Here is a 23,716-nt window from a genome sequence, read left to right on the forward strand (position 1 = left end):
AGACAACGATGTTTCGCCTGCTGATCGTGGACGACATGCCCGTCATTGTCGACGGCTTGATGGAATTGTTCGCCGACAACATGGAAGCGGAGCTGGAATTGCACAAGGCGTATTCCGTGTTCGAGGCGCTTGATATTTTGCATGCGGTCAAAATCGATATCGTGCTGTCCGACGTCAAAATGCCGGTAAAAACCGGCGTTGACCTGCTCAAGGACATTCGCGAACAGTGGCCGCGCTGCAAAGTGATTTTTTTGACCAGCTACCACGATTTCCATTACGCGCGGGAAGCGGCGGCGCACGGCGTGTTCGATTTTATTATGAAAACGGAAGGCGACGCCCGCATCGTCGGCGCGGTGCGCAAAGCGGCGCGCGCCTTGCTCGACGAAGTCGAAGCGGAAGAAATGATCGCCCGTGCGAACGCGCAGTTTCAGGCGGCCAAACCGTTTCTGCAGCGGGAATACGGGATGGAGCTGCTGGAAGGGCGCGCGTTGGCGGCGGAAACGCGCCGCGACCGGTTCCGCCGGCTGGACATTCCGCTTGTTGCGGAAGAGCCGGTCTATTTGCTGCTCGGAAGGCTGGACGAATGGAAAGCGAACATGCACGATTCCGACCGCATCCTGCTGGTGTACAGCTTGCAGAACATCCTTGGCGAATACATGGCCGGCTCGACGAACGTGCTTTCGGTCCATTACGGCAAGTCGCACCTTGCCTGGTTTCTGCAGCCGCAAACGGCCGAACCCGCGGACAAGGAGCGCGGCCGCCAGTTTCGTTTCCTGTACGGGACGCTGGAAACGGTGCAAAATACGTGCCGGGAGCTGCTGCAGCTGAAGGTGTCGTTCATCATCGGCGCCAGGCCGGTCGGTTGGGAGGAAGTGCCGAACCACTTTCAACAGCTCGAGCAGCTGCTGAAAAGCGGGCTTGGGCTGAACAGCGAACTGCTGACGACCGATGTCGAATTGCAGCAGAACAACGACCGCCAGAGCGCCGCCGTCCCGCGCGGCAAAGCGGACAAACCGCGGCTGCGGTTTCGCCACTTTGCCCGGCTGGCCGACTATATCGGGAATGGTCAGAAGGAAGATTTTTACGAATTGTTAATGGAGTTAAGCAAGGCGATCGAGGAGCACGGGGACGATGCCGCAAGCCGGCTGGAGGCGTATCATTACTTGTGTTACGTACTGCTGTCCAACATGAACCGTCCCGACGCTGCCGCCGGAGCGGACGAACCGGACGGCGCCCAATCGCTTCTCCGCTATGACGAACACGTCCCCTGGTCGGCGTATGCCGATTCGTTCCGGCGGCTGGCCGAGCAAGTGTTCCGCCGCCGGGAGTCGAACCGCAACGAACAATCGAACCACGTCGTCAGCAAGCTGCAGACGTACATCGACACCCATCTGCGCGACGATTTGTCGCTGACGCGGCTGGGCGAACGCGTTCACCTGAACCCATCCTACCTTTCCCGACTGTACAAGCAAATGACCGGCGTCGGGTTGTCCGAATACATTCTCGACCTGCGCATCCGCACCGCCAAACAATTGCTGCGCCAGGGCGAGCTGAAAATTCATGAAATCGCCGAAGCGGTTGGCTACCAATCCGGCATCGCCTTCACCCGTTTCTTCAAAAAAGCAATGCACATGACTCCGCAGGAATACCGCGACATGCGGCAGGAGCCTTAATACGCCGGCTTCACCCCGGCGTCGCCGTCCTCCGCCAGCAGCAAGCCGCCGGCTCCATGCAGCCGGTTGCCCGCCGCCGCATAGTCGGCGACTGCCCGCCGCAGCGTGCTGCCGCGATCGGCTGTAGCCGGATCGATCTTGCGCGAGCCGAACACCCGCAAGTACGTTTCGCTTTCGTCCGACAACAGCGGGAACAAATAAAACAGCCGCTGGAACGCAACGATGTTGGACGATGGCGGCAGGATCGCGCCAAATTGCGGATCGAGCAGCCAGGAAGCGCAGACGAAAGCGCGAAACGGCTGCGGCGGATCAAACGCCTGGTAGAACGCCGCCGCTTGCCGCAGCGATTCCCGGCACGCCTCCGGCGTCAGCTTGCTGCCTTCGGCGATATGGACGTCGAGCACGGGATCGCCCCGGCGCAGCGCGATACGCCAGTCGGCCGCCGGCAGCCGGATCGTTTCGCTTGACGCCACGCCGGCGGACAAGATCGGGTTGCCGACGTAGCTGTCGGCGTTCGCCTTGTAACGCGCTGTCCACTTGTTCGCGGCGTCGTAGATGCCGTTTGTGCCGTTGATCTTGCCGTCCGAGCGGTACACGACGCCCGCCTCGGACAACGCGGCGGTTTCGCCGCTGCGGCGATGGCGCAGCACGATGACGGAGTGGCGGAACGTGTCCCGCACGAATTGCAGCCGCCCGAGCCGGAACAGCTCGCCTCGCAAGTGACGCAGCAGCCAGCCGATCTGGCCGAGCCCCCAAACGCCGTGTTCGCCGTAGTAGTGAGTCATCCATACAGTTACGTCGCTCATCGTATCGACCAGCACTATGTCCGGCAGCCGCTGCTCTTGGTAGCGGCGTATCGTCCATGGAAGCAGCAGCGGCACGAGCAAAGCGGGGAACATCCCTCCCCGCTCGACCATCGCCGCGTCGATCGTATGGCTGTTAAGCCGAAGCGTCGCTTCGAGCGTTTCGGCGACCCGCGGCGTGTCGCCGCCGCTTGCGCCGATAACGATGTCCCGGCAGTCGGCAGCGAGCTGCCGCAGTTCGGCATCGGCGCGAACGATAGCGGCCGCTTCGCGGAACGCGTTCAGCAGCGGCGGTTCCAGCCGCAGCACCCGGTTCGCTTGGTCGAACTGCCAGTCGGACAACATTTCTGTGATATCGCTCAACAGTCGTTCCCCCTTTCGCTGCGTTTCGCTTCGGTTAGAACAAGGCGGGCTTCAACGTCCACGCCTGCAGCTTCGACATGGCGACGATGTTCGGCACTTGCAGGTCGTCCGGGAAAATGATCCAATGCTTCGCCCAGGCGCCGTCCGATCCGGCGTGCTCCGCCGCTTTCAGTTTCCTGTCCGCGAGAAGAACCGCATCGTCGTCATTGGTGCGTCCGCCACGGACGATGGCGGCCAGCGCGCCTGTCATCGCGGCGGGGCTGATGCGTTTTCCCTCCACGACAAAAGCGTCAGGCAGTTGCTTGAATCCGCATACTTCCGGCAGCAGCGCCCGCAGCGCGTCGACAATCGCCGCCTTCCGCGCATAAAACGGCGGATCGCCCGGATCGTCCCGCTCCGGGCCGTAGATCGTTTCGATGATCGGCTCTTCCCCCAGCACGTGCCGGCGGAACACGCCGAACAGTTCCGCAGCGGACAAGCTCCAGCCATCGTATACTTGGTAGTTCAGTTCATGCTCCGTTCGTGCTGCCAATTCGACGAGTTCGCTTTCCGTCAGCGAGCGTTTGGTTTGCGACGATCGTTCCAGCGCAAGCACATCCGCGGTTCCGACATACGACACGCCCGGCCGCGTCAGCGTATAGTCGACGAATTCGCCGACCATGTCGAGAAACTTGCGCATGTGCCCTTCCGGCCGGAACGCCGGTTTGACCCATGCGGAGGCGGGAGGGTTGTTGCCTTTGGCAAAATTGACGGCGTCCCAGAACTCGGCAAATACAAATTCGGTCGGATGGTAGAAAATGCTGATAAACCCGACCGACTCTTGCTCCTGCTCGGCACACAGCCGGTCGAACGTTCGCTTGGCCGGCTCCAGCGCTCCGTTCTCAAGCGGCAAACTCATAATACCATGCAGCGACGTCAAGTTCAGCAGCCCGCCATACCAGAACGGCCGCCCTTCCAACGCGATCTGGTCGTGGCTGTCCAAATACGCGCGTACGCCCCACCGGTTCAGCGCCGCATAAGGCTGAGGCGCCCAGGCGAGACCGGGCTGGCCGTAACATACGGCAGCGCGGCCGGTAATGCGCTGCACGTCGCGGAAGCCGCCGCCTTCGATTCGTTCGAATACTTCCGCCCCTTCGCGGAAACCAAGCGGCTCCATATATTCGGTGACGACCGGATGCACGCTGTGCCAATCGGTGTGATAGCCGATTTCGTGCCGCTTCAGCCTGTCGAGAATATCGCTGCGGCCATGCCGGGCAAGGGCGCGCGCCTTTTCCCCGACGAGCTTGAAAATGCCGGTAATGCCGCGCTTGTCGAGCAGCTCCAGAATGCCGAGCAGCCCTTCTTCGGACTCGGGATTGATGTAATCTTCGACATCGAACCAAAACAGCACTTTGATGTCCGCCATCGTTCGTCCCCCCTCTTCGATATTTAACCTCACTAAATAACGTGCTGGCCGAACCGGATCGCCGGATCTTCCATCAACGACAGCAGCAGCGTTTCCCCATTCCGGATGTCGCCTTCGGGCTGCTGCCAGAATTGCAAGGAACGCAGCTCGCGAATGCGGTGAACGGGGCGGTTGGTATGCAGGACGAACCGAACCGGCCGACCGCTTTCGTTGGCGACGTACACCAGATCGTCGTGCTGCCGTCTGACCAGACGCGCCTCGAGCCCTTCGATCCGCTTGCCGAGCGGATCGGTTATTTTCAGCGGCCGCAACACGCCCGTTTCGGCGAACAGCACGTCCAGGATGCCGCCAAGCGAGGAGCGCTGCAGCGATCCGGCGGCATACCAGATCGTGCCGGCTTCTTGCCGCCGCTTCAGCAGCAGCGGGCAACCAGCGCTGTCCGCAGCCAGTACCTCCGCATCCGGCGCGAATACGTGTTGCCATAACCCGGACACGCATATGCGAACGGATGCCAAGTCCGGATGCACCCTTGCCGCTTCGCGGCTTACACCCGGTTCGTAGCGCACCTCCTGCGCCAGACTTTGGTCGTAGCGCTGCACCGCTTCGCCGAGTCCCGCCACTTGCGGAACGATCGTGTTGTCGACGCGGAATCCCCATTGCGCCAAATACGGCTGCGGCCGGTTATATTCGTCATGCGTGAGCGATTCCGGCAACACGAGCACATGGCCGCCGTTTCGCACGTACCGGTCAAGCGCGGCAAAAACCGCCGGCGGCATATGTTTCGCCGCCGGCAGCACGATCAGCTTGAAGGTGAAGGCAACGTCCCGGCACAGCTGCTTTTCGCTGATAAACGTGATGCCGGCGTCCAGGCAGCGCGCCGCTTCGTACGCTTCGCGCAGCGAGTTCAGATAAGGCGTCGAATCGCCTTTCATCAGCTCCGGCGGCACTTGCACGACGTTCGTTTTCGAATATAGAATTGCGACTTCGCGCGATACCGTCCAGAAGGCGGTTATTTCCTTGTTCAACCGGCGAACGTCGAGCGCCGTATACAAATACCCGGCCACTTCGGCAATCGGCGCGTTGCCGTGTGCCGGAGCCATCAGCGTGCTGGACGGAAATTGCCGCGAAGGCTGCTTCGGCCACCAAAACTTCGAAATCGTGCTTTTGCCGTGCAAATAATTCAGCAGCCAGCGCGAGTTGTCTCCGCCCTGCTCCGGGTCGACGATCGGCTTCGGCGTCTCCGCCAGCGCGCGGAACAGATCGATGCCGAGCAGGTCGTTGCCTTCATGCAAGATCACGTCATCCACTTCGTTGATCATCAGCTCTTCGTCGATGCCGGTCGTGCCGTTCGCCGCGCTCAGCATGCTGGACGTGCCTCCGGCGCAAAGCGGCAACCGGGGCTCCAATCGGCGAACGTTGCGTTTGACCCGCAGCAGATGGTCGGTGAACCGCCGCGTATTCCAGTCCGCCCAATCGAACCAGGCGGCACGATTCGCGTCTGCGGCCGGCGCCCCTCCGTCCGCCGGCGGCGGAACCGCTTCCGCAAACGAGGCGTACGACGTGCCCCAGACGGCGTTGAGCGCTTCGATGCTGCCGTGACGTTCCGCCAGCCAGTTGCGGAACCGCGAGAGCGACTTGTCGCAGTAGCACATGTACGACAGCTCGTAGCCGAGAATCGCGTACATCAAGTGCGGCAAGTGGCGCCAGTCGTCGAGATGCTCCTCGTTGTAGCGATCGATCGCTTCCAGGATGTGTTCGTTTTCGAGACAGATGACAACGTTCTCCTTGCGTCCGCCCATCGCCCATTGATCTTTGATCAGGTGGCCGCACCAGCCTTGCCAGCCTGCCCGCGCCGTGCCCGGATGGCGGTGGAACGCTTCGTACACCGGCGACCATTCGATATCGTAACGCGAACCGCCGCCGACGGCATAAATTTCCACCTTGTGCTGCTCCGGCGCAAAATAGTCGAGCAACGCGCCTTCGTTGTGGTAGCTCATCGCGCAAACTAGCTGCGGCGTACCGGCCGCGTCGACGAACGCATCTCCGCGCACGGTCAAGGAGCGCAGCTGCGGAAGCGGCTTCACTGCGGACGGCGAAGCATGGTTGGAGTCGTCTTCGTCGTCCTCATGCTGGCGCGAGGAAAGCAGCGCCGCCAGTTCGCCGCGATGGCGCTCCAGCTCGCGCAAGGCGCCGGTCAGGTTGCGCCGCTTCGCCGCCGGCCCGAAATGCCAGGCAAGCAGCGGCCTTCCTTTCAGCGCGATATCCGCCGCAAGCAGCGCCGCCTGCGCGTAACGGGCCGCCTTGCCGTTCGTGTTTGCGACCGCTATCGTGTCGGTCAAACGCGCCTTCTCCCGCACGACCGCCTGCTCCAGGTCCGCTACATCGTCCGGCTCGCGGTATTGTTCGGGGAGATACGTATAGCAGGAAATATCCAAATGATGGATGATCAAAATCGTGTCTCCCGGCTGCGGCTGAAACGAATCGTCCGGCTCCTCCGCTTGCTCCGACAGGAGCAGCGAGGATACCGCCAGCGCTTCGCCGTCCGGCCGCCGCGCCGGCATCCGCAGCGCCACGCGTTTAACATTCGCCAGGTCGAGCATCCGATCGCCGCGCGCCGTACGGATCGGATCGATGCGGATGACGACGAACGTGACGCCTTCTCCGAGCAGCAGCGACCTGCGCAGATCGACGCAGTCGCCGAATTCCCGGTTCGGGCTTGCCAGCGCCGCCGTGTCGTAAAGTTCGATGCCGCCGACAACCGCTTCGGACAGCGGATTGTACACCATGAATTGCAGCGAACGGGCGCCGCGCCAATCGGCAGGCAACCGTTCGCTGGCAGCAGTGCCGGCGATTCGCGCGCCGAGGCGTCCGCCGGGAAACGGTCCTTGGCCGTATGCCACGTCGCCGGACCAGAGCGATTCGCCGCCGGCGAAGGTGTCGAGTATCATGCTGGACATGTCATCCCCCCTGCAGGTTTCAAGTTCGTCTTCATTATAGCGCCGCGAACTTGGGCCACCTACAAACCGATGATGACATTGCCATACGTCTGTTTACTTGTTCGTTTAGCGAACGCCTTCGTAACGGCTGCTTCTTCTCTCTTTTCCGGCAAAAACGGTCATTGCGTAGCCGGCCAGCAGCACAACGGCAGCCAGCGAATACGGCGCGTTTACGTTCACGTCGAACAACACGCCCCCGGCGATCGGCCCGACGATGTTGCCGAGGCTGGTGAACGCCGAATTCAGCCCGGCCACGTACCCTTGCCGGTCTTCGCCCATTCGCGACATCTGCACGCCGATGGCCGGCCGCAAAATGTCGATGCTCAGAAACAGGAACAACGTCACCGCAAAGATCGACCAGAAGCCGTTAACCAGCAGCGATAGCAATACGAACACACCACCGGCCAGCAAACAAAGCGATATTACCCGCTGTTCACCGAACCGGTTCAGGATCGAACCGAACACTGTCGCTTGCACAACCGCGCCGGCGATCGAGCCGAACGTGATGACAAAAGCGATATCTTTGGGCGTAAACCCGAATTTATGATCGACAAACAGACCAAACAGGGTTTCATAGTTGGCAAGGCCGAACGTCAGCACAAACACAAGCAGCAGCGCCGGGAAAAACGGTTCCCGGTACGATAGCCGCAGCTGCTTGAGCAGACTGTCCTGCCCGCGCTCCGTTTCCGGTTCGCGAACGGCAGGCTGCGGGGCGCGCGAAGGCTCCGCAAGCAGCAGCGCCGTTACCGCGGCGGCGACCAGACCCGCAGCTGCCGCCGCATAGAACGGTACCCGGATGCCGAAAGCCGCCAAATACCCGCCGATGCCCGGACCGATAATAAACCCCGTCGTGATCGCGGCATTGACGAAGCCCATTCCTTTGGCCCGTTCTTCGTTTGTAGTGACGTCCGCCACGTAGGCCATAACCGCCGGCATGATCAGCGCGGCGCCAATTCCGCCGAGGAAACGGGCGGCGAAGAGCAGCACAACCGAATGCGCGGCGCCGAACATCCACTCCGACAAAGCAAAAACGAGCATGCCGGCGATGACGATTTTTTTGCGGCCGATCGAATCGGACAACTTGCCCGCATAAGGGGAGAAAAGAAACTGGGTCAGCGAAAACGCGGCAACAAGCAGGCCCACGACACTGCCGCCGATGCCCAGTTCCGTCATAAAAGTCGGCATGACCGGAATAACGAGACCGATTCCGGTGAAAATTAAGAACAGGTTCACAATCAGGAGCAGAATCGCCCCTCTTTCCCGAAGCAGCAAGTTCATGACGAGCCCTCCAACAATAATACTGAATGTTCATTCTATATTAAGCCAAAAAAATGCCGGCCTACGATTGGGCCGAAGGCCGGGCGATGCCGTACAAAAACAGGTCGATCGCCGATCGGTACAAAACCAGCGCCTCTTCCTGCGACTTTTTGCGCGAATGCTGGCTTACTCCGAAGATCAGGCTGTCGAGCAGAATCGCCTGCCGCTCGACGTCGATCGCTCCAAACTCGCCGCTGTCTACCCCTTGCTGCAGCAATTTGCGGTTGAACTTCAAATACCCCGCCACCATCTCGGCCAAACGCTCTTCGATATCGCCCGACTTCTCGGACTGGGTAAAAAATTCGTCCGCCGCTTTCGTCAGCGGATGGTTCAGGTTGTCGCGCACGAGCTGCTCCGCCATGCCGTACAGCTTTTCGACGGCCGACGGATAAAGATGCTCCCTTTCCCGCCATTTCTGCTCCCACTCCCTGTCCCATTCGTCGATCAGGTAAAGGAACAACCCTTCCTTGCTTTTGAAGTGATAATAAATATTGCCCGCGCTGCTGCCCGTCGCCTGCACGATGTCATCAATCGACGTCGCTTTGAAGCCTTTCTGGACGAACAGCGCTTTGGCCGCGTCCGCGACTCGTTTTTTCGTTTGTTCGCTTTGCTGCTTTTTTTTGTTCAACACTCGTCCGCCCCCTTCACGACATCGCTTATCGAATCATACTGAACGTTCATTCAGTATTCTACCTGAAAATGTTGCTCCCGGCAAGTCACCCGGGCCCGAATTCGTTTGCGTCTCCCAAAATAGCCCATATAAAATGGCTTTTTCGTCCATTTTTACCCGGCTCGCCCGAAATAGCCAGCGAAAACACGGGTTATTTCGCACCAGCAGCCCCAAAATTGGGATTGCAGAACGAATAGCCAGTGAAATCACTGGCTATTTTGATGCTGCCCGCTATTTTCGGCGGAATAAGCCACAAAACATGGCCTATTACCAACGAGTTGCCCGAGAAGAGGCGAGCCCGCCCACTCCTCCGTCTTGCTCAGAAGCTGTACGGGTTCATGTCGGCCAACGCTTTGCGGCAGCTGACCAGCCGGTACATCTCGTGCAGGTCCTCCAGCATCATATGCTCGAAGCCGAGAAGCCGGCGCTGGTCTTCGGTCAGCTTGCTCGCTTCCACGTAGCTCATCATCCGCGGATAGTTGAACTCCGACTTCATGTAGGACCGGCAATAATAGTTGATGATGATCGGGCGTTCCTTCTCCGTTTGGTTGGCCGATCCGGAGTGGATCAAATACGGGTTGAACAGCACGATGTCGCCCTTCTTCACATCGATGTACTTCGCTTCGCGTGTCGCCGCTTCGGCGAGCGGGATGAATTCCTTGTGCGTGCCGGGGATGTAGCGCGTCGCTCCGTTCTCTTTGGTCGAATCGCACAAATAATGCAGGCTGTTCATCGTCAGGTAGTAGTCCGGAATTCGCGCATAACCGTCATAGTGCCAGTTGCCGTCGCCGGTGCCGGGCGGCGTGACGCGCCCCTCGCAGCTGTACAGCGTCATGCTGTCGCCGAGAAAACGGCGGAAATAATCGATAACGGGGCGGTAAGCAATCTGCGCCATAAACTTCGGATGACGCGCCTGCATGTTATACACGGTTGGACCGGTTTGTCGGATCCGGCGTTGGTTGGCCATCCGTTCGATCGGGCTGGCGCTGCGAATTTCGCCGGCAATCAGCTCGATAAACTCGTCGCATAAGTCATGCGGGATCGCTTCGGCCAGGACGACGACCCCGACGGCGTCCATTTCCTCGTCGCAAGCAGCAAAAAAATCGGTTTTCTCCGCCTCGGGCAATCGCTCCCAGGAAGCGAAGTCGAATGCCATCCTTTTCGGTGCTCTGTTGGTCCATTCGCTCATAAACGTTCACTCCTTGATCTGTTCGGCATCGTTGCTACTCCATCAGGGTAACACGGGCGCAAAGCCGATCAAATGCCGCCAGCCGTCAAAATTTATCCTTTGCCCGCCCTGCCCGCAACACCGGCGTTACTTGCTTCCGCTCCCGGGCGCAGCCTTCCCCTTGACCAGGCTTTGGCGATAATAGGACGGCGAAATGCCGTAGCGCAGCTTGAACATTTTGCTGAAATTGTAAATGTCGGAATAGCCGAGCCGGTCGGAAATGTCGGAAATGCGCAGCGACGAGTCCTTGAGCATCGCCAGCGCATGCTCGAGCTTCGTCCGGGCGACGAACGTCTTTAAGGATTCGCCGGTATACTGCTTGAACAGTCGGCTGAAATAAGGCGGCGACATATGGGCGCCGGCCGCAAGATCGCGAAAGTCGACAGCGGTGCCGATCTGTTCGCGTATGCGCGCGATCGCGTTGCGGATCATGCTCGCATGGTGCCAGGAGAGCGCTTCCTCCGAACGCAGCTTCTCGTGAATGCGGCAAAGCTGGATAAGCAGCCGCTTGACCACATTGTCGAACTCCTCGTCGGCAAACGCTTCTTCGCCGTTCTGCAAGGCAAGCAAATGATTCAACTCGTTCTCGAACAGGAAGTGATTGTCGGTCTGCGTAAACCGTGGCAGGATGTCAAGATCGATCCCGGATCGCAGGTCGGCGGCATAAAAATGCGTAAAAATAACCGACAGCGGCTGCCGTTCGGTCTGCGTCGCGTACAGCCGGTCGTTCGGGCGAAGCAGGACAAACGTGCCGCGACGGAGATCGGTCTCTTCATCCAACACGCGGATATGGCCTTGGCCGCCGCTGACGTACCACAGCGTATAGTCGCCAAAAGGCAACGAGTGGCGCCATTGCCACCCCGGGTGGCATAACGCCTTGCCGAAACGCCGCGCGCTCGCAAACCTGGTGTCCCGCAACGCGGCAACGAACGCTCCGAAAGCGCTTGTCCGGGGCCCCGCGCCGGCCGTACTTGCCGCTCCTGTCGTCTCCTGCTCCATTTCGTCTCCCCCTTCACCGATCGACCTGCACGAGCGCCTAACCCGCAATCAGCCGCCGAACCGTTCGGCCAACCGCCGGTAGGCCGGCTCCACCCAACTGGCTTTCAGCCCGTTGGCCAGATCGGGATAATAATGGCAGTCCAGCAGCGGTTCGGTCATTCGCTCCAGCGCTTCGCCGTACATGCGCGCCCGATCGAACGTTTGCCCGGCCAAATGTTCCTCTCCCCGCTCCAGTAAACGGGTGACGCGAATCAAGGCGTCGTAAAACTCCATCATCGCGCAGCCGTATGCCAGCCGCATGTCGTCGTCCGCCAGTCGCCGCAGCAAAGCGTCATCCGCTCCGCTGTCGGCCGCCTCCGCCAACGTGCGGTCGAGTATTGCCCTGCATTCGCGGAACAGCCGCAGCGTCTCCAGAAAGCTGATGCCTTCGTTCGGATCGGCAGGCCGGCCGTCCTCGTCGCCGTAAGGCGTGTGAACGAGCGGGAAAAAGCCGTTTCCTTTTTCGAGATAGCCAAAGGACAAAGCGTAGCGGGCATCTCCTTTTTCCTGGTAATGTTTGATGTATTTCATACCCGCCGACGCCGACTCCAGCTTGTCGTACAAGCCGGCCATCGCATCCGCCGCCGGGCCGTAATAGTTTTGCAGATAACGCCTAGTCCATGCCGCCGCATCCAGCTGCGGCTCCCACAGCAAACGCAGGTGAAGGCTGTTGATCTGCGCAAGCATGCCCCAGCGTTTGACCGGAATGTGCATATAGTAGAAATGCCGCGCGCCCGTTTCGTAATAATAAGGAATGTCGGCGGCGATCCGATCTCCGAACAACAGCGGCATGTTCGCAAAGCTGCTGACATTGTAATATTCGCCGATGAACAACTCGCCGCGATACGTCCGCTCTTCGCCTTTCGTCCACGATTCGTATTGCCGCACCAGCTTGGCATTCGTTTCGGTACAGCACGAGTCGGCGAAATCGTGCACGTAACAGCGCTCGATCGGGAAGAAGGTGACCAGGCATCGGCTGTAATCGAAGTCGTCCGGCAGCGGCCGGTCGGGCGCGTCGAGGCACTCGTGATAAGCCGCAAAAATCAGCTTGACGTTGCGCTTCAGCCTGCCCGCTTCCCTCGCCTTCGCGATATGACTGCTAAGCTCATGAACAAGCAGCGCCATCCGGCGCGTGTAATTGCCTTGGGCGGCACACGCCTCGCATTCGCACCAGACTCCGTTGTCGTACAGCCACACGTCGAGATAATCGAGCCGGCTCCAGGCGCCGCCGATCAAATCGTCCACGACCCGGCTGCACAGCTCTTCTGTCGCGTCCCGATTGGATGTGCAATAGTTGTCGCCCCAATAGTAGCCTTCTACCTCCGGATTGTTTCCGGTGCGGAAGCTGCGCTGCCCGCCGATCAGCGCAAACCATTCCGGGTGCGCCTCCGCCGTCGTCGGGCCGCCTTTGCTGGAGGCGTCGCCCGCTTGATACGGGTACGGCGCCTTTGGGTTCATGAACCGATGCAGCAAATTATGTCCGCCGCCGCCGAGCCGAATCCCCCGTTTCTTCAACCGATGCGGGCGATCGATTCGGTGAAACAGCGCATAGTTGCACCGATTGCGCGCCGCCCAGGCGATAAGCCGCTCATCCGCGTCGTCGGCGAATTCGGTATAAATGCCGCGCGTCGTATAGGCGGGCGCGCTTGTTTCGTCGCCTTCCTCAGGGACGAACGGCGTCTCCGCCGGCGGAAATACGGTGCCGCATTCGTCCGGCGCATACCAGCGAATGCCCAGTTTCTCCAGCAGCGCGTAGGCGGCGTACAACGTGCCGGTCCGATCGCGGCCGGACAACACCGTGTACCGCACGCCTTCGTGCAGCGCCGTGCAAATGCGGTAGCTCTCTTCAGGAGCATCCTCGCCGGCACTCACGACGCGGCCGAGCCGCTGCTCGAGCGCCGCCGTCGCCGGATTCGCCGCAGCGCCGCCAACGAGCAGCAGCCAGTCGCCGGAGGCGGCCTCCGCGATTTCAGTCAGCACGACTTCGCAGTCTGTCCGGCTGACAATCGAGGGCAACCGCAGCAAGTGATCGTAAAGCTCCACCGCGGCAAAACAGGTCGTACAGACGGCGCTTTCGGGATTGGCGTCGTCCCACCAGTCGATCGTTTCCTCTGCGCCTGCGGCACTGCGAATACCTGCGAAGCTTCCTTTATCGGCTACAATAACGATACGCATATAGTAATCCGTTCTCCTCTCCGAATGCGAAGCGCCTACCCTTTGACCGAGCCGATCAGCGCGCCCTTGACGAAATACTTTTGCAGAAACGGGTAGACGAGCAGAATCGGCAGCGTCGAAACGAGAATCGTCGCGTACTTGAGCGACTCCTCGATCACAAGCTCGCTTCCCATCCCCTGGCTGACGATGTTGTCCGGCACAACGACCATGTTGCGCAAAATCAGCTGCAGCGGATACAGCTCGGAATCGCGCAAATACAGCAGCGCCGAATAAAAATTGTTCCAGATGCCCACCGCATAGAACAGCCCGATCGTCGCCAGAATCGGCTTCGACACCGGCAGCACGATGCGGACGAACAGGCTCAAGTCGTGCAGGCCGTCGATTTTGCCCGCTTCGATCATCTCGACCGGCAGCTGCTCGAAAAACGTCCGCATAATGATCAAGTTCCACGTACTGACCGCTCCCGGCAGGATCATCGCCCACATCGTATTGACGAGGCCAAGCTCGTTGACGACGAGAAACGTCGGGATCATGCCGCCGCTGAACAAGATCGTGAAAATGATGATCAGCATGAATCCTCGGCGGAACAGAAACGTCCGGCGCGAAAGCGCATAAGCGCCCAGCGCGGTGACCAGCAGCGAAATTGTTGTCCCGAGCGTAACATAAATCAGCGTGTTCCGGTAACCGGACGCGATGCGCGGATCGTTTAACACGATCCGGTACATGTCGACCTGGAATCCTTTTGGTATCAGGGAAACGGAACCTTTCATCACGGCCGTATTCGCGCTGAGCGAGACGGCAATCATATGCAGGAACGGGTACAAGGTGACAACGACGACGAACAACAGCACGATCGTATTAAACACGGCGAACGGCGACCATTTGCGTACAGACACGGGTCCACCTCCTTACCATAAACTCGTTTCGCCGTATTTGCGCGCGAACCGGTTGGTGACGAACAGAAAGATACAGCTGACGACGCCGAGAAAGACGCCGATTGCCGAAGCATAGCTGTAGTTGCCTCCGGCGATGCCGGTCCGGTATACGTAGGTTTGGATAATGTCCGCCGTTTCGTACGTGGCCGGGTTGTAGAGCAGAAACACTTTTTCGAATCCGATCTCGAGTATTTTGCCGGTATTCAGGATGACGATAATCACAATAACAGGCAGAATGCCGGGCAAGGTTACATGCCGCATTTTCGCCCAGCGGCCGGCGCCGTCGATTTCCGCCGCTTCGTACAGCTGGGGATCGATTGCGGTCAGGGCGGCCAAATAAATGATCGTCGCCCAGCCGGTATGCTGCCATATTTCCGATGCGACGTATACGGGCCGGAACAGGGCCGGCAAGCTCATGAAATTGATCGGCTCGAAACCCAGTGCTTCAATGAGCCGGTTCACTTCGCCGGTTGTCGGCGACAGGAACATGAGCAGCATGCTGGCCACCACAACGTTGGAAATAAAGTGCGGCAAGTAGCTGACGGTTTGCACGAACCGTTTGAACATCCGGCTGCGCACCTCGTTGAGCAGCAGCGCGAGCGCGATTGGCGCCGGAAACTCGAACACCAGCTTGAACACGCCGAGCAGGAACGTATTGCGCAGCACCGGCCAGAAGTCCGGGCTTTCGAGAAACAGCCGGTAGTAGCGCAGTCCCACCCATTCGCTGGCGAATATGCCGCGGAACATGTTGTAGTTTTTGAACGAAATGACGATGCCCGCAATCGGCAAGTAGTGAAACAGCACGTAGAAGACGAAACAAGGCGCAAACATCATCAGCAGCCAGCCGTTCGCCTTCAGCCGCTTGCGCAGGGAGCCGCCGCTCTCCGCCAGGTTGTTCATGGATAATCCCCTCTCGGAAAAGAAAGATTAGCCTGCCGCCCGCAAGCGGGCGACGAGACTAATCGTTCGGGTTCCTGCTATTTGCCGAGCTTGACGGTTTTCGAACGGTCGTCGGCTTTTTTGTAAATGTCAAGCAGTTTGTCGGTACCGAGCTTCTTCATTTCCTGCACATAAGCGTCCCACTCCGCCATCGGGCGGGTGCCGAGAATGAATTTGGCGATGTTTTCGTCCTTCGCTTTTTTGATCGACTGGCCGGTGAGCGCAAGCGTATCGAGTTCTTCCTTCGTCATCGCGGGAGCAGGCTGCATCTTTTCCAAATACGGCTGCTGGTCGGCGAACATCTTTTTGCTGGCGTCGGTCAGCATGCTGTTGACGGCCGCCGGGTCCGTCCACTGGTACGAGCCGAGCGTGTTCAGCCCCGACGTTTTGCGCATCTCCAGCAGGTTGGCATATTTCATCTTCTTGGCACCGTTCGTTTCGGTGTAGTCGACATCCTTTTTGCCCCAGCTGACCAGGTCGCGGCCCGCTTCGCTGTACATGAAGTCGAGGAAGGCGAGCGCGGCGTCCAGGTTTTTCGTATTGGAAGCTATGCCGTAGCCGTTCTTGAGCACCGGGTTGCGGTAATACGTTTTCCCTCCGGTCACGCCCGCAAGCGGCGGCAGCCAATTAAGCTTGTACGCCGGGTTCTCCTTCTGCATCGGTTCGTTGAACAGATCGATCCGGCCGATATAATCGTACGTGATGAACCCTTTGTCGGTCGACATCAGCTTCTGCCACGCGTTCGTATCGAGCGTTAGCCAGTCGGGCGGCATCAGCTTCTCGTCATACATTTTTTTGAAAAACTCGACCATCTTCTTGTAATTGTCTTCAATCGGCCCGTAGCGCCATTCGTTGTTCGTATAACTGTAATAAACGTCGCCTTTCGTGTCGAAATTGAGCGCGAAGAAAATATCGAGTCCGGTCATACCGTTGCGGTTGGAGAACGGGTAACTGTCCGGGTACAGCTTCTTCAGTTCTTTGGCCACGTTGTAAATGTCGTCGTAAGTTTTGGGCGGGGTCAAATTGTGCTTCTTGAACAAATCCTCGCGGTACATCATAACGGCCATGCTGCCGTCCGTATTGCCTTGGTTCGGCATAATATACAACTTGCCGTCAGCCGACAGCGCCGAGCGGGTCAGTTCGGGATATTTCTCGGACCATTTCTTGAAGTTCGGCATTTTGTCGATATAGTCGAGCACGTTCATCAGCGCGCCCTGCGAGCCGTACCGGTTCGCCATGTCGTAATCGGTCAGGTACATGACGTCGGGCAAATCTTTCGAGGCGACGATCGTGTTGTACGCTTCCTTCGGATCGTTCGTCGCCACCGACTTCGGCGTGATCGTCACGCCGCTTGCGTCCGAGATATACTTCCACACCGGCCAATCCTTGTTGAACTGGGTGTCGGAATACTCGAACGTGGCGAGGTTCAACTTTAGATCCTTTTTCGGTTCCGCCGTTTTCGCCGGCTCTGTCGCCTTCGGCGAACCGCTTGCGGGAGCGTTAGTCGCTCCCCCGCTTTCCTTGTTGCCGCTGCATGCCGCGACGAGCGATAGCGTCAGCATCGTCGTAGCCGCCAACATCAAACCCCTTTTCATCTTCCCGGTTCCTCCCTTCGGAATCGTGTTGCCTGATGCGGATCGGTCCGCTGCGACCGGCGCACCGTTTGTCGAGCGCTTTCATGATATCTGATATATCATAAAACAGCGACACCTGCATCATATCATGCGGTTCCGCCCGTTAACATGCATTGATCCGCCACAATTTATCCTGTAACGCATCACTTTTATGCGGTTGTCAAAGAACTGGTTGCCGGACACCGGACTAAATGATGCCGACCGGATTCAGAATCGGCAGCGATACGCCGCGCCCGCCGTCGACATCGAAAATTTGCCCCGTGACATACCCCGCCTCGGGCAAACAAAGGAACAACACAACTTCGGCGATTTCGCGGTTCGTTCCCATGCGCTTCATTGGAATAATGTTGCGCCGGGCGTTGTTGGCCGGGGTGTCGGTCTCATACTCCGGGCTGTTCGCAATCGCGCCGGGGCGAATCGCATTCGCGCGAATGCCGCTTGCCGCCAGTTCGACGGCGAGCGAGCGGGTGAACGCTTCCAGCGCGCCCTTGACGGAGTCGTACACGATCTTGTTATGGTGCGCCTGCACCGTGCCGCACGTGCTGATGTTTACGATCGCCCCCCGGCCCCGGGCGGCCATCTGCGGCGTCAGCAGCTGCGTTAGCCGGAAAGCGGAGACGAAATTGACGTGCAGCTGCGCGTCGAACGTCGCCCGAGTGACGCTGCCGTACGACTCGGATATGCTCATGCCGGCGTTGTTGATCAACAGGTCAATCCCGCCGCACAAACGGGACAGCTGCGTATGGACGGCATCCGGCGCTTCCGGATCGGCCAGGTCGGCGGCAACGCCGAAAGCGCTTCCGCCGGAGGCGCGGATGTCGTCCACGACCGCCGCTACGTCGGCTTCCTGGCGGCCGTGAATGCCGACCGTGGCGCCTTCGCGCGCGAACACGGCGGCGATTTCGCGGCCGATGCCGCGGGTGGAGCCGGTGATGAACGCCGTTTTATCGCGAAGTCTCATGGCCGGCCTCCCCCGCAAGCACATCCCGGATCGTGCGCACGATATGCTGCTTCATCTTCTGCTCCGCCAGCTCCGGATCGCGGCTGACGATCGCTTCAATAATGGCGCGGTGTTCCTGGAAGCCAAGCGCCATCTCGCTGTCGAATTCGAGCGCGCGCTTGCGGAAGCCCGAGCCGAATGCGCTGATTGTCGTCAGGATGTTGACGATCAGCGGATTGCCGCAAGTTTCGCGCACCAGCGCGTGAAACCGCTCGTTGGCGGCCGCCAGCCCGTCGCGGTTTTTGTTCGCCGCCTTGTCGGACATGTCCGCCAGTACCGATCGAAACCGTTCGCACTCCTCGTCAGTCACCTTGCTGGCCGCAAGCCGGGCCGCCAAGCTTTCCACCGCTGCGCGCAAATGAAGAATTTCGTTCAGCAGCGTATCGATCGACTCGTTGACGAACGTGCCTTTGCGCGGATGCGTCTTGACCAGTCCTTCGTACTCGAGAATACGGAACGCCTCTTTGATCGGCGTCGTGCTGATGCCCATTCGCTCCGACAACTCGCGTTCCTTCAAATGATCGCCGGCCTTCAGATAGCCGGTCGTAATCGCCACCCTTAGCGAATCGAGCACTATGTCGCGAAGCGACTGCACCTTCATCGCAGGGATGGCGAGATGGTCTTCGGATGGCGCTTTTTCCATCGTTACTTCATTCCTTTGCTTGCGATTGGTTTGTTCCACCCTTGAAGCACGGCGACAAGCGCCGCCTTGTCCTCGTCGTTCAGCTCGTCTGCCGGCGGACGGACTACCCCACCATTATAGCCCAAAAGCTTCATCGCTTCCTTCACTACCGATACGTTGATGCCGCTGTCGTATTTGGCCCGCAAGTCCTCGAACGGCTTGATCGTCTCCCAGATGCGGCGGACCGCCTGCGAATCGTCCTCGCGGAGCGCCTGCAGCATCGCCAGCGACAGCTCAGGCGCCACGTTGACCAGCCCGGACGTAAAGCCGCGGCTGCCCGCCCGCTGGAAGAACGGCGCCCAGTTTTCGGCAAGCCCGCACACCCAGATGAAATCTTCGCGCGGAAACGAACGGACGGTTTCGGCGAACAGCAGCACGTCCGGGATCGCATATTTGACGCCGACTACCCACGGACAGTTTTGCAAGTAGGCAAACGTTTTTTTGCCGACGCTGCGCGAGCGAATATATGGAATAACGGGCATATCGAGCGCTGCAATAATGTCGTCGTAATAACGAACGAGGCCGTCGTCGGTGACGAACGGATGCACCGGCTGGTGGATCATCACCGCATCGGCGCCGGCCTGACGGGCGTGGCGTCCAAGCTCGATCGCCGACATGACGTCTTGGCCGATGCCAACGACAATGCTTGCCTCCCCATGCGCTTCGCCAGCCACGGTTTCAGTCACGCGAATGCGCTCCTCCTGCGACAGGGCGTAATATTCGCCGGTATTGCCGCACGGCACGATCAATTCCATCCCCTGCTCCAGCAAAAAGCGAACATTGCGCCGCAGCGCGGTTTCGTCGATCCGGCCCGTCTCCGTTTGGAATGGCGTCACATTGATCGCCGAAATGCCTGCGAGCCGTTCAGTCAGTTTGTTCGTAGCTTGGATCATGGTCGATTCCTCCCGCTTCTTTCAGGTGCTGCGTGAATGACATTTCTTCCTCATCCCTTGATGAAAATCGTTTTTGTCGACGTGTAAAAATGCGCCGCCGCCTGTCCTTGCTCCCGCGAGAACGAGCTGGAGCGCTTCATTCCCCCGAACGGCGCTTGCAGCTCCACTCCGGACGTCTCCGCATTAATGCGGATCATCCCTGCTTCCAGCTCGCGGGCGAAACGCAGCGCAGCGCCGATGTCGCGCGTATAAATCGAAGCGCTCAGCCCGTATTCGGAATCGCCCGCCGCCGCGATCGCCTCCTCCAGCGATTCGGCACGGATCAGCGCCAGCACCGGGCCGAAAATTTCCTCGCGGGCGATCGTCATCGTTCCGTCGACGCGTGCGAAAATCGTCGGCTCGACAAAATAACCGTTTTCGTGCGTTTCGTCAGGCGGACGACCGCCGCCGCACAGCAGCTCCGCTCCCTCTGCCTGCCCCAGGCGGATATAGCCGAGCACAGTATCCAGCTGCTTTGCGCTTGCGCACGGCCCCATCCAAACGCCGTCCTCCAAACCGTCGCCGACGACGATCGCTTTCGTTTTGGCCAGCAGCTTCAATTTGAACGCGTCATACACGCCGCTTTCGACGATGACGCGGCTGGTGGCCGTACATTTTTGCCCGGTCGAGCGAAAAGCGCCATTAACGGCCGCTTCGGCGGCCAGTTCGAGATCGGCGTCGGCGGCGACAATCAGCGGGTTTTTGCCGCCCATCTCCAGCTGGCATTTGGCGCCGCGCTGCGCGGCGGCGACGGCGATGCAGCGGCCGACCCGCTCCGAGCCGGTGAACGATACGGCCGCCACGCCGGGGTGGCCGACCAGACTTGCTCCGGCCGCACCGGCGCCGGCGGTCATGTTGACGACGCCGGGCGGCAAACCGGCGGCGGCGAAACACGCCATCAGCTTGGCGGCGGTGATGGTAGCTTCCTCCGCCGGCTTGAGCACGGCGGTATTGCCGTAGACGAGCGCCGGCGCCAGCTTCCAGAGCGGAATCGCGACGGGAAAATTCCACGGCGTAATGAGGGCGACGACACCGAGCGGCGCCTGCACAGTGTACAACAAACCGTCGGCATCCGTCGACGGGATGACGTCGCCTTCCTTGCGCCAGCCTTCGCCGGCGTAATAGCGCAGAATGGCGATGCCGCGGTCGGTTTCGCCAAGGCTTTCCGCCAGCGTCTTGCCCATCTCTCGCGTCATCGTTTCGGCGATTTCGTCGCGCCGCGCCGCGATTTCGTCGGCGGCGCGCTCCAGATAACGCGCCCGCTGCGGGCCGGCCAGCCGCCTCCAGGCGGGGAACGCCGCCTGGGCGGCCTGGACGGCGGCTTCGACGTCGCGCGGGCCGGACATCGGCGCATAGCCGACGATTTCGCCGGTGCGGGCCGGGTTGCGCCGCTCCTGCAGCAAGCCGGCCGTTATGGCGCGGCTTGTCGCTACCGGGCTGCATGCCTGATTCCCGCCTGCTTCCATCGGTTCGCTGTCCGGGATGACTGGCTGCCATTGACCATTAATATAATTGCGATATACCTTCCCCAGCTCCACCGGTTCGTGTTTCCCCCCTTCAGTTACCGGCTACGCGCCGGCCAATTTGCTTCTGTCGACGGTGACGCCCCATCCGGGTCCGTCGGGAATGCGCAGCCAACCATTGCTGTAAGAAAACGTCTCATTAATGTAATCGTTTACGTATAACTGCGGCCCGACCAGGTCGGATGGCCACGACAACGGCTCGGCGCCGGCGGCGAGCTGCAGCTGTGCAGCCGTGCCGAGACCGGCTTCCACCGTGCTGCCGAGCAGGCACGGGATGCCTTCCGCGCGCGCCAAATCGAGAATGCGCCTCGCCTTCAACAAACCGCCGCTGCCGGCCGGGCACAAATTGAACACATCGACCGCCCGCTGCGCAACAAGCGCTTCGCCGAAGGCGAGCGTATGCACATGCTCGATGACCGGCGTGCCGATTTTGCGCTTGAGCCGGGCTTTGCCTTCGACGTCAAGATACGGAATCGGCGTTTCGATGCCCGACGGATTGTATTTTTCCAGCCGCCGCATGTTGTCGACCGCCTCGTCGAACGACCAGCCCGAGTTGGCGTCGATTTTGATATGCGCGCCGTCGCCGGCCATACGCCGAACGATGCGCAGCCGCTCTTCGTCGTCCTTTGCATTGATGCCGACCTTGAGCTTAAAAGCGCTGAAGCCTTCGCGCACTTTCTGCTCCACTTCCGCTTCAATCAGCTCCGGGTCGCGGATAAAGATCACCCACGATACGTTCACCTCGTTGCGGAGCCGGGGGCCGAACCGGGCGGATATCGGCGATCCTTCCCGATTGGCAAGCAAATCGAGCAGCGCCATGTCGACGCCGCAGCCGAGGATGTCGTACACGGTGCCGTCTGTGCGCAAGTCGACCAGCGCCGGATCGGGGTAGGCGGCAAGCAGTGATTCGAATTGGGCCGCATCCCGGCCGATCAGTTGTTCGCGCAAATAGGCTTGCAAATATGCGGCATTCGCCTGCACCCCGGCCGGCGACAGCATCGTATCGGGGATGTCGGAAATTTCGCCGTAGCCTACCGATCCGTCGTCACCCCTCAGCTCCACGATGGCAAAATCCGATGCGGTCACGCCGCCGGCGCGATGCTCCTTGCCGCCAAGCGCGGCAGCCTGCGTCGTATGTACCCGCTGCGTATGAAAATCATAGACATTCACGTTAACGATGTTCATGTTCTCCTCCTTCTACTCTTGGGCGAAACGCGCCTGCGCGGCGAATGAACGAATGGCCGCCGCCGTTTCGCGGGCGATCGTTTGCAAACAAGCTTCGCCCAGCCGGCGATCGGCCCGCGACGCGTCGTCCGAATAGCCGTCCCGCCCGACTTGCCGACCGGGATGCTGGACGAACAGCCGCCGGGCCATCTCCTCGCGGGGCGTTTCGTCTTCGCGGCGCGGCGGGAAACGCTCCTCGCGCACGAGGTCGGGACGGATCGCCAGCATCAGCGACGTCTCGAAGCCTCCCGCGTGACCCGGCACCCGGCCGACTTGTTGCGCCTTGTTTGCCTCCGTCAAAGCCTGCCAGGCGATCGACCAATACGACGCCGCGGCGATCGAAATGCCGCATTCGCTCGTCATGTCCCGCGCCGCCGCGCGGATCATTTCGTCGTTGCCGCCGTGCCCGTTCAGCACGAACACTGCACGAAACCCCGTTCGCGCAAGCGAACGGAGCAAATCCTTCAGCACGAGCAGCAGCGTTTCGCTGCTCAGCGACATGGCCGGGAACGGAAAATGGTGGTGCGAGCTGCCGTAAACGAGCACCGGCGCGCAATAAACCGCAAGCTCGCCTTGAAGCTGCTTGCAGCTCCTTTCGGCGATCGCTTCGATCGCCATGGCGTCGACGCCGAGCGGCAGATGCGGGCCATGCTGTTCGATCGCTCCTATGGGCAGAACGACCACCGCCTGTCCCGCGACTGCGGCAACCTCGTCCCGAGTTAAATGCGCCAATTGTTCCATGCGGTAACCTCCCTTGCCCGCTTGAGTCGAACGGCATCAAATGTTGATATATGATATATCACAAATTATAATCGTCGATCCCGATCCCGTCAACCTGCATTCTTCCCGGAGTTAGAAGCCGGATGCCGTTTTCCAAGCCGGATGCGCGGTTCGAAACATTCCCCTCGTCAAAATAGGCCATAAAAAATGGCCTATTTGCCCATTTTTACGCGGCTCGCCCGAAATAGCCAGCGAAAACGCTGGTTATTTCGCACCAGCAGCCCCAAAATCGGGCTTTCAGCACGAATAACCGGTGAATTCACTGGCTATTATGATGACGTACAATAGTGTGTGTAACCAAGATTTGGAGCCTAGCCAGGCAACAAAAAAGTAGGGTATTCTCGGGATGGTCAAAGTCACCAAGAAAGGAACCCTACTCGATGACTACTATAGCGGAAA

Annotated in this window: 18 protein-coding genes; 1 reads left to right on the forward strand and 17 read right to left on the reverse strand. The window is 59.8% G+C overall.

All coding sequences use genetic code 11. The features are described 5' to 3' along the window. The first annotated feature begins 8 nt into the window (after nucleotides 1–8). The gene (locus EXY20_RS24395; RefSeq protein ID WP_135554727.1) at nucleotides 9–1,673 is read left to right on the forward strand and encodes a response regulator; all 1,665 of its coding nucleotides are present in this window, start codon (nucleotides 9–11) and stop codon (nucleotides 1,671–1,673) included. Here EXY20_RS24395 and EXY20_RS24400 read toward each other — a convergent pair. From EXY20_RS24400 to EXY20_RS24480, 17 genes are all read right to left on the reverse strand, one after another. Further along, nucleotides 1,670–2,839 (reverse strand): acyltransferase domain-containing protein, encoded by a 1,170-nt coding sequence (locus tag EXY20_RS24400; protein ID WP_135554728.1) that lies wholly within the window; start codon nucleotides 2,837–2,839, stop codon nucleotides 1,670–1,672. The genes EXY20_RS24395 and EXY20_RS24400 overlap by 4 nt on opposite strands. Nucleotides 2,840–2,873: 34 nt before the next feature. Beyond that, complete coding sequence (locus EXY20_RS24405) at nucleotides 2,874–4,244, reverse strand: polysaccharide deacetylase family protein (protein ID WP_135554729.1); 1,371 nt, start codon at nucleotides 4,242–4,244, stop codon at nucleotides 2,874–2,876. Between the two features lie 32 nt (nucleotides 4,245–4,276). Further along, on the reverse strand, nucleotides 4,277–7,201 hold the full coding sequence (locus EXY20_RS24410) for a beta-galactosidase (protein ID WP_135554730.1): 2,925 nt from the start codon (nucleotides 7,199–7,201) through the stop codon (nucleotides 4,277–4,279). Between the two features lie 105 nt (nucleotides 7,202–7,306). Further along, nucleotides 7,307–8,518, reverse strand: a complete 1,212-nt coding sequence (locus tag EXY20_RS24415) for an MFS transporter (protein ID WP_135554731.1) — start codon at nucleotides 8,516–8,518, stop codon at nucleotides 7,307–7,309. 61 nt (nucleotides 8,519–8,579) lie between these two features. Beyond that, entirely contained in the window at nucleotides 8,580–9,185 is a 606-nt protein-coding gene (locus EXY20_RS24420; protein ID WP_135554757.1) for a TetR/AcrR family transcriptional regulator, read from the reverse strand. A 361-nt stretch (nucleotides 9,186–9,546) separates the two neighbouring features. Continuing rightward, nucleotides 9,547–10,416, reverse strand: coding sequence for a phytanoyl-CoA dioxygenase family protein (locus tag EXY20_RS24425; RefSeq protein WP_135554732.1), 870 nt, complete (start codon nucleotides 10,414–10,416; stop codon nucleotides 9,547–9,549). Nucleotides 10,417–10,542: 126 nt separating this feature from the next. Beyond that, on the reverse strand, nucleotides 10,543–11,454 hold the full coding sequence (locus EXY20_RS24430; protein WP_135554733.1) for a helix-turn-helix domain-containing protein: 912 nt from the start codon (nucleotides 11,452–11,454) through the stop codon (nucleotides 10,543–10,545). Nucleotides 11,455–11,502: 48 nt separating this feature from the next. Further along, nucleotides 11,503–13,668: a DUF4838 domain-containing protein gene (locus tag EXY20_RS24435; RefSeq protein ID WP_135554734.1), complete on the reverse strand. Its 2,166-nt coding sequence runs from the start codon at nucleotides 13,666–13,668 to the stop codon at nucleotides 11,503–11,505. Nucleotides 13,669–13,703: 35 nt separating this feature from the next. Beyond that, complete coding sequence (locus EXY20_RS24440) at nucleotides 13,704–14,564, reverse strand: carbohydrate ABC transporter permease (RefSeq protein WP_235886177.1); 861 nt, start codon at nucleotides 14,562–14,564, stop codon at nucleotides 13,704–13,706. Between the two features lie 12 nt (nucleotides 14,565–14,576). Further along, nucleotides 14,577–15,503: an ABC transporter permease gene (locus tag EXY20_RS24445; RefSeq protein WP_135554735.1), complete on the reverse strand. Its 927-nt coding sequence runs from the start codon at nucleotides 15,501–15,503 to the stop codon at nucleotides 14,577–14,579. A 77-nt stretch (nucleotides 15,504–15,580) separates the two neighbouring features. Continuing rightward, on the reverse strand, nucleotides 15,581–17,137 hold the full coding sequence (locus EXY20_RS24450) for an extracellular solute-binding protein (RefSeq protein ID WP_135554736.1): 1,557 nt from the start codon (nucleotides 17,135–17,137) through the stop codon (nucleotides 15,581–15,583). Between the two features lie 226 nt (nucleotides 17,138–17,363). Beyond that, nucleotides 17,364–18,137 (reverse strand): SDR family NAD(P)-dependent oxidoreductase, encoded by a 774-nt coding sequence (locus tag EXY20_RS24455; RefSeq protein ID WP_167859485.1) that lies wholly within the window; start codon nucleotides 18,135–18,137, stop codon nucleotides 17,364–17,366. Beyond that, nucleotides 18,121–18,819 (reverse strand): GntR family transcriptional regulator, encoded by a 699-nt coding sequence (locus tag EXY20_RS24460; protein WP_135554738.1) that lies wholly within the window; start codon nucleotides 18,817–18,819, stop codon nucleotides 18,121–18,123. Before EXY20_RS24460 ends, EXY20_RS24455 begins: the two co-directional genes overlap by 17 nt. Nucleotides 18,820–18,821: 2 nt before the next feature. Next, entirely contained in the window at nucleotides 18,822–19,751 is a 930-nt protein-coding gene (locus tag EXY20_RS24465) for a dihydrodipicolinate synthase family protein (RefSeq protein WP_135554739.1), read from the reverse strand. 50 nt (nucleotides 19,752–19,801) lie between these two features. Further along, entirely contained in the window at nucleotides 19,802–21,328 is a 1,527-nt protein-coding gene (locus tag EXY20_RS24470; RefSeq protein ID WP_235886178.1) for an aldehyde dehydrogenase family protein, read from the reverse strand. A gap of 30 nt (nucleotides 21,329–21,358) precedes the next feature. Next, a complete protein-coding gene (locus EXY20_RS24475) occupies nucleotides 21,359–22,498 on the reverse strand; it encodes a mandelate racemase/muconate lactonizing enzyme family protein (protein ID WP_135554740.1) in 1,140 nt (379 codons plus the stop codon). Between the two features lie 12 nt (nucleotides 22,499–22,510). Beyond that, nucleotides 22,511–23,278, reverse strand: a complete 768-nt coding sequence (locus EXY20_RS24480) for a creatininase family protein (RefSeq protein WP_135554741.1) — start codon at nucleotides 23,276–23,278, stop codon at nucleotides 22,511–22,513. Between the last annotated feature and the right edge of the window lie 438 nt (nucleotides 23,279–23,716).

It is taken from the genome of Paenibacillus cymbidii, assembly GCF_004764705.1.
GTDB lineage: Bacteria > Bacillota > Bacilli > Paenibacillales > NBRC-103111 > Paenibacillus_AN > Paenibacillus_AN cymbidii.

Coding starts and splice junctions, on each gene's coding strand:
- EXY20_RS24405 (WP_135554729.1), bottom strand. CDS start 4,244: ATGGCGGACATCAAAGTGCTGTTTTGGTTCGATGTCGAAGATTACATC.
- EXY20_RS24475 (WP_135554740.1), bottom strand. CDS start 22,498: ATGAACATCGTTAACGTGAATGTCTATGATTTTCATACGCAGCGGGTA.
- EXY20_RS24410 (WP_135554730.1), bottom strand. CDS start 7,201: ATGTCCAGCATGATACTCGACACCTTCGCCGGCGGCGAATCGCTCTGG.
- EXY20_RS24465 (WP_135554739.1), bottom strand. CDS start 19,751: ATGATCCAAGCTACGAACAAACTGACTGAACGGCTCGCAGGCATTTCG.
- EXY20_RS24480 (WP_135554741.1), bottom strand. CDS start 23,278: ATGGAACAATTGGCGCATTTAACTCGGGACGAGGTTGCCGCAGTCGCG.
- EXY20_RS24460 (WP_135554738.1), bottom strand. CDS start 18,819: ATGGAAAAAGCGCCATCCGAAGACCATCTCGCCATCCCTGCGATGAAG.
- EXY20_RS24450 (WP_135554736.1), bottom strand. CDS start 17,137: ATGAAAAGGGGTTTGATGTTGGCGGCTACGACGATGCTGACGCTATCG.
- EXY20_RS24455 (WP_167859485.1), bottom strand. CDS start 18,137: ATGAGACTTCGCGATAAAACGGCGTTCATCACCGGCTCCACCCGCGGC.
- EXY20_RS24395 (WP_135554727.1), top strand. CDS start 9: ATGTTTCGCCTGCTGATCGTGGACGACATGCCCGTCATTGTCGACGGC.
- EXY20_RS24435 (WP_135554734.1), bottom strand. CDS start 13,668: ATGCGTATCGTTATTGTAGCCGATAAAGGAAGCTTCGCAGGTATTCGC.
- EXY20_RS24415 (WP_135554731.1), bottom strand. CDS start 8,518: ATGAACTTGCTGCTTCGGGAAAGAGGGGCGATTCTGCTCCTGATTGTG.
- EXY20_RS24430 (WP_135554733.1), bottom strand. CDS start 11,454: ATGGAGCAGGAGACGACAGGAGCGGCAAGTACGGCCGGCGCGGGGCCC.
- EXY20_RS24445 (WP_135554735.1), bottom strand. CDS start 15,503: ATGAACAACCTGGCGGAGAGCGGCGGCTCCCTGCGCAAGCGGCTGAAG.
- EXY20_RS24425 (WP_135554732.1), bottom strand. CDS start 10,416: ATGAGCGAATGGACCAACAGAGCACCGAAAAGGATGGCATTCGACTTC.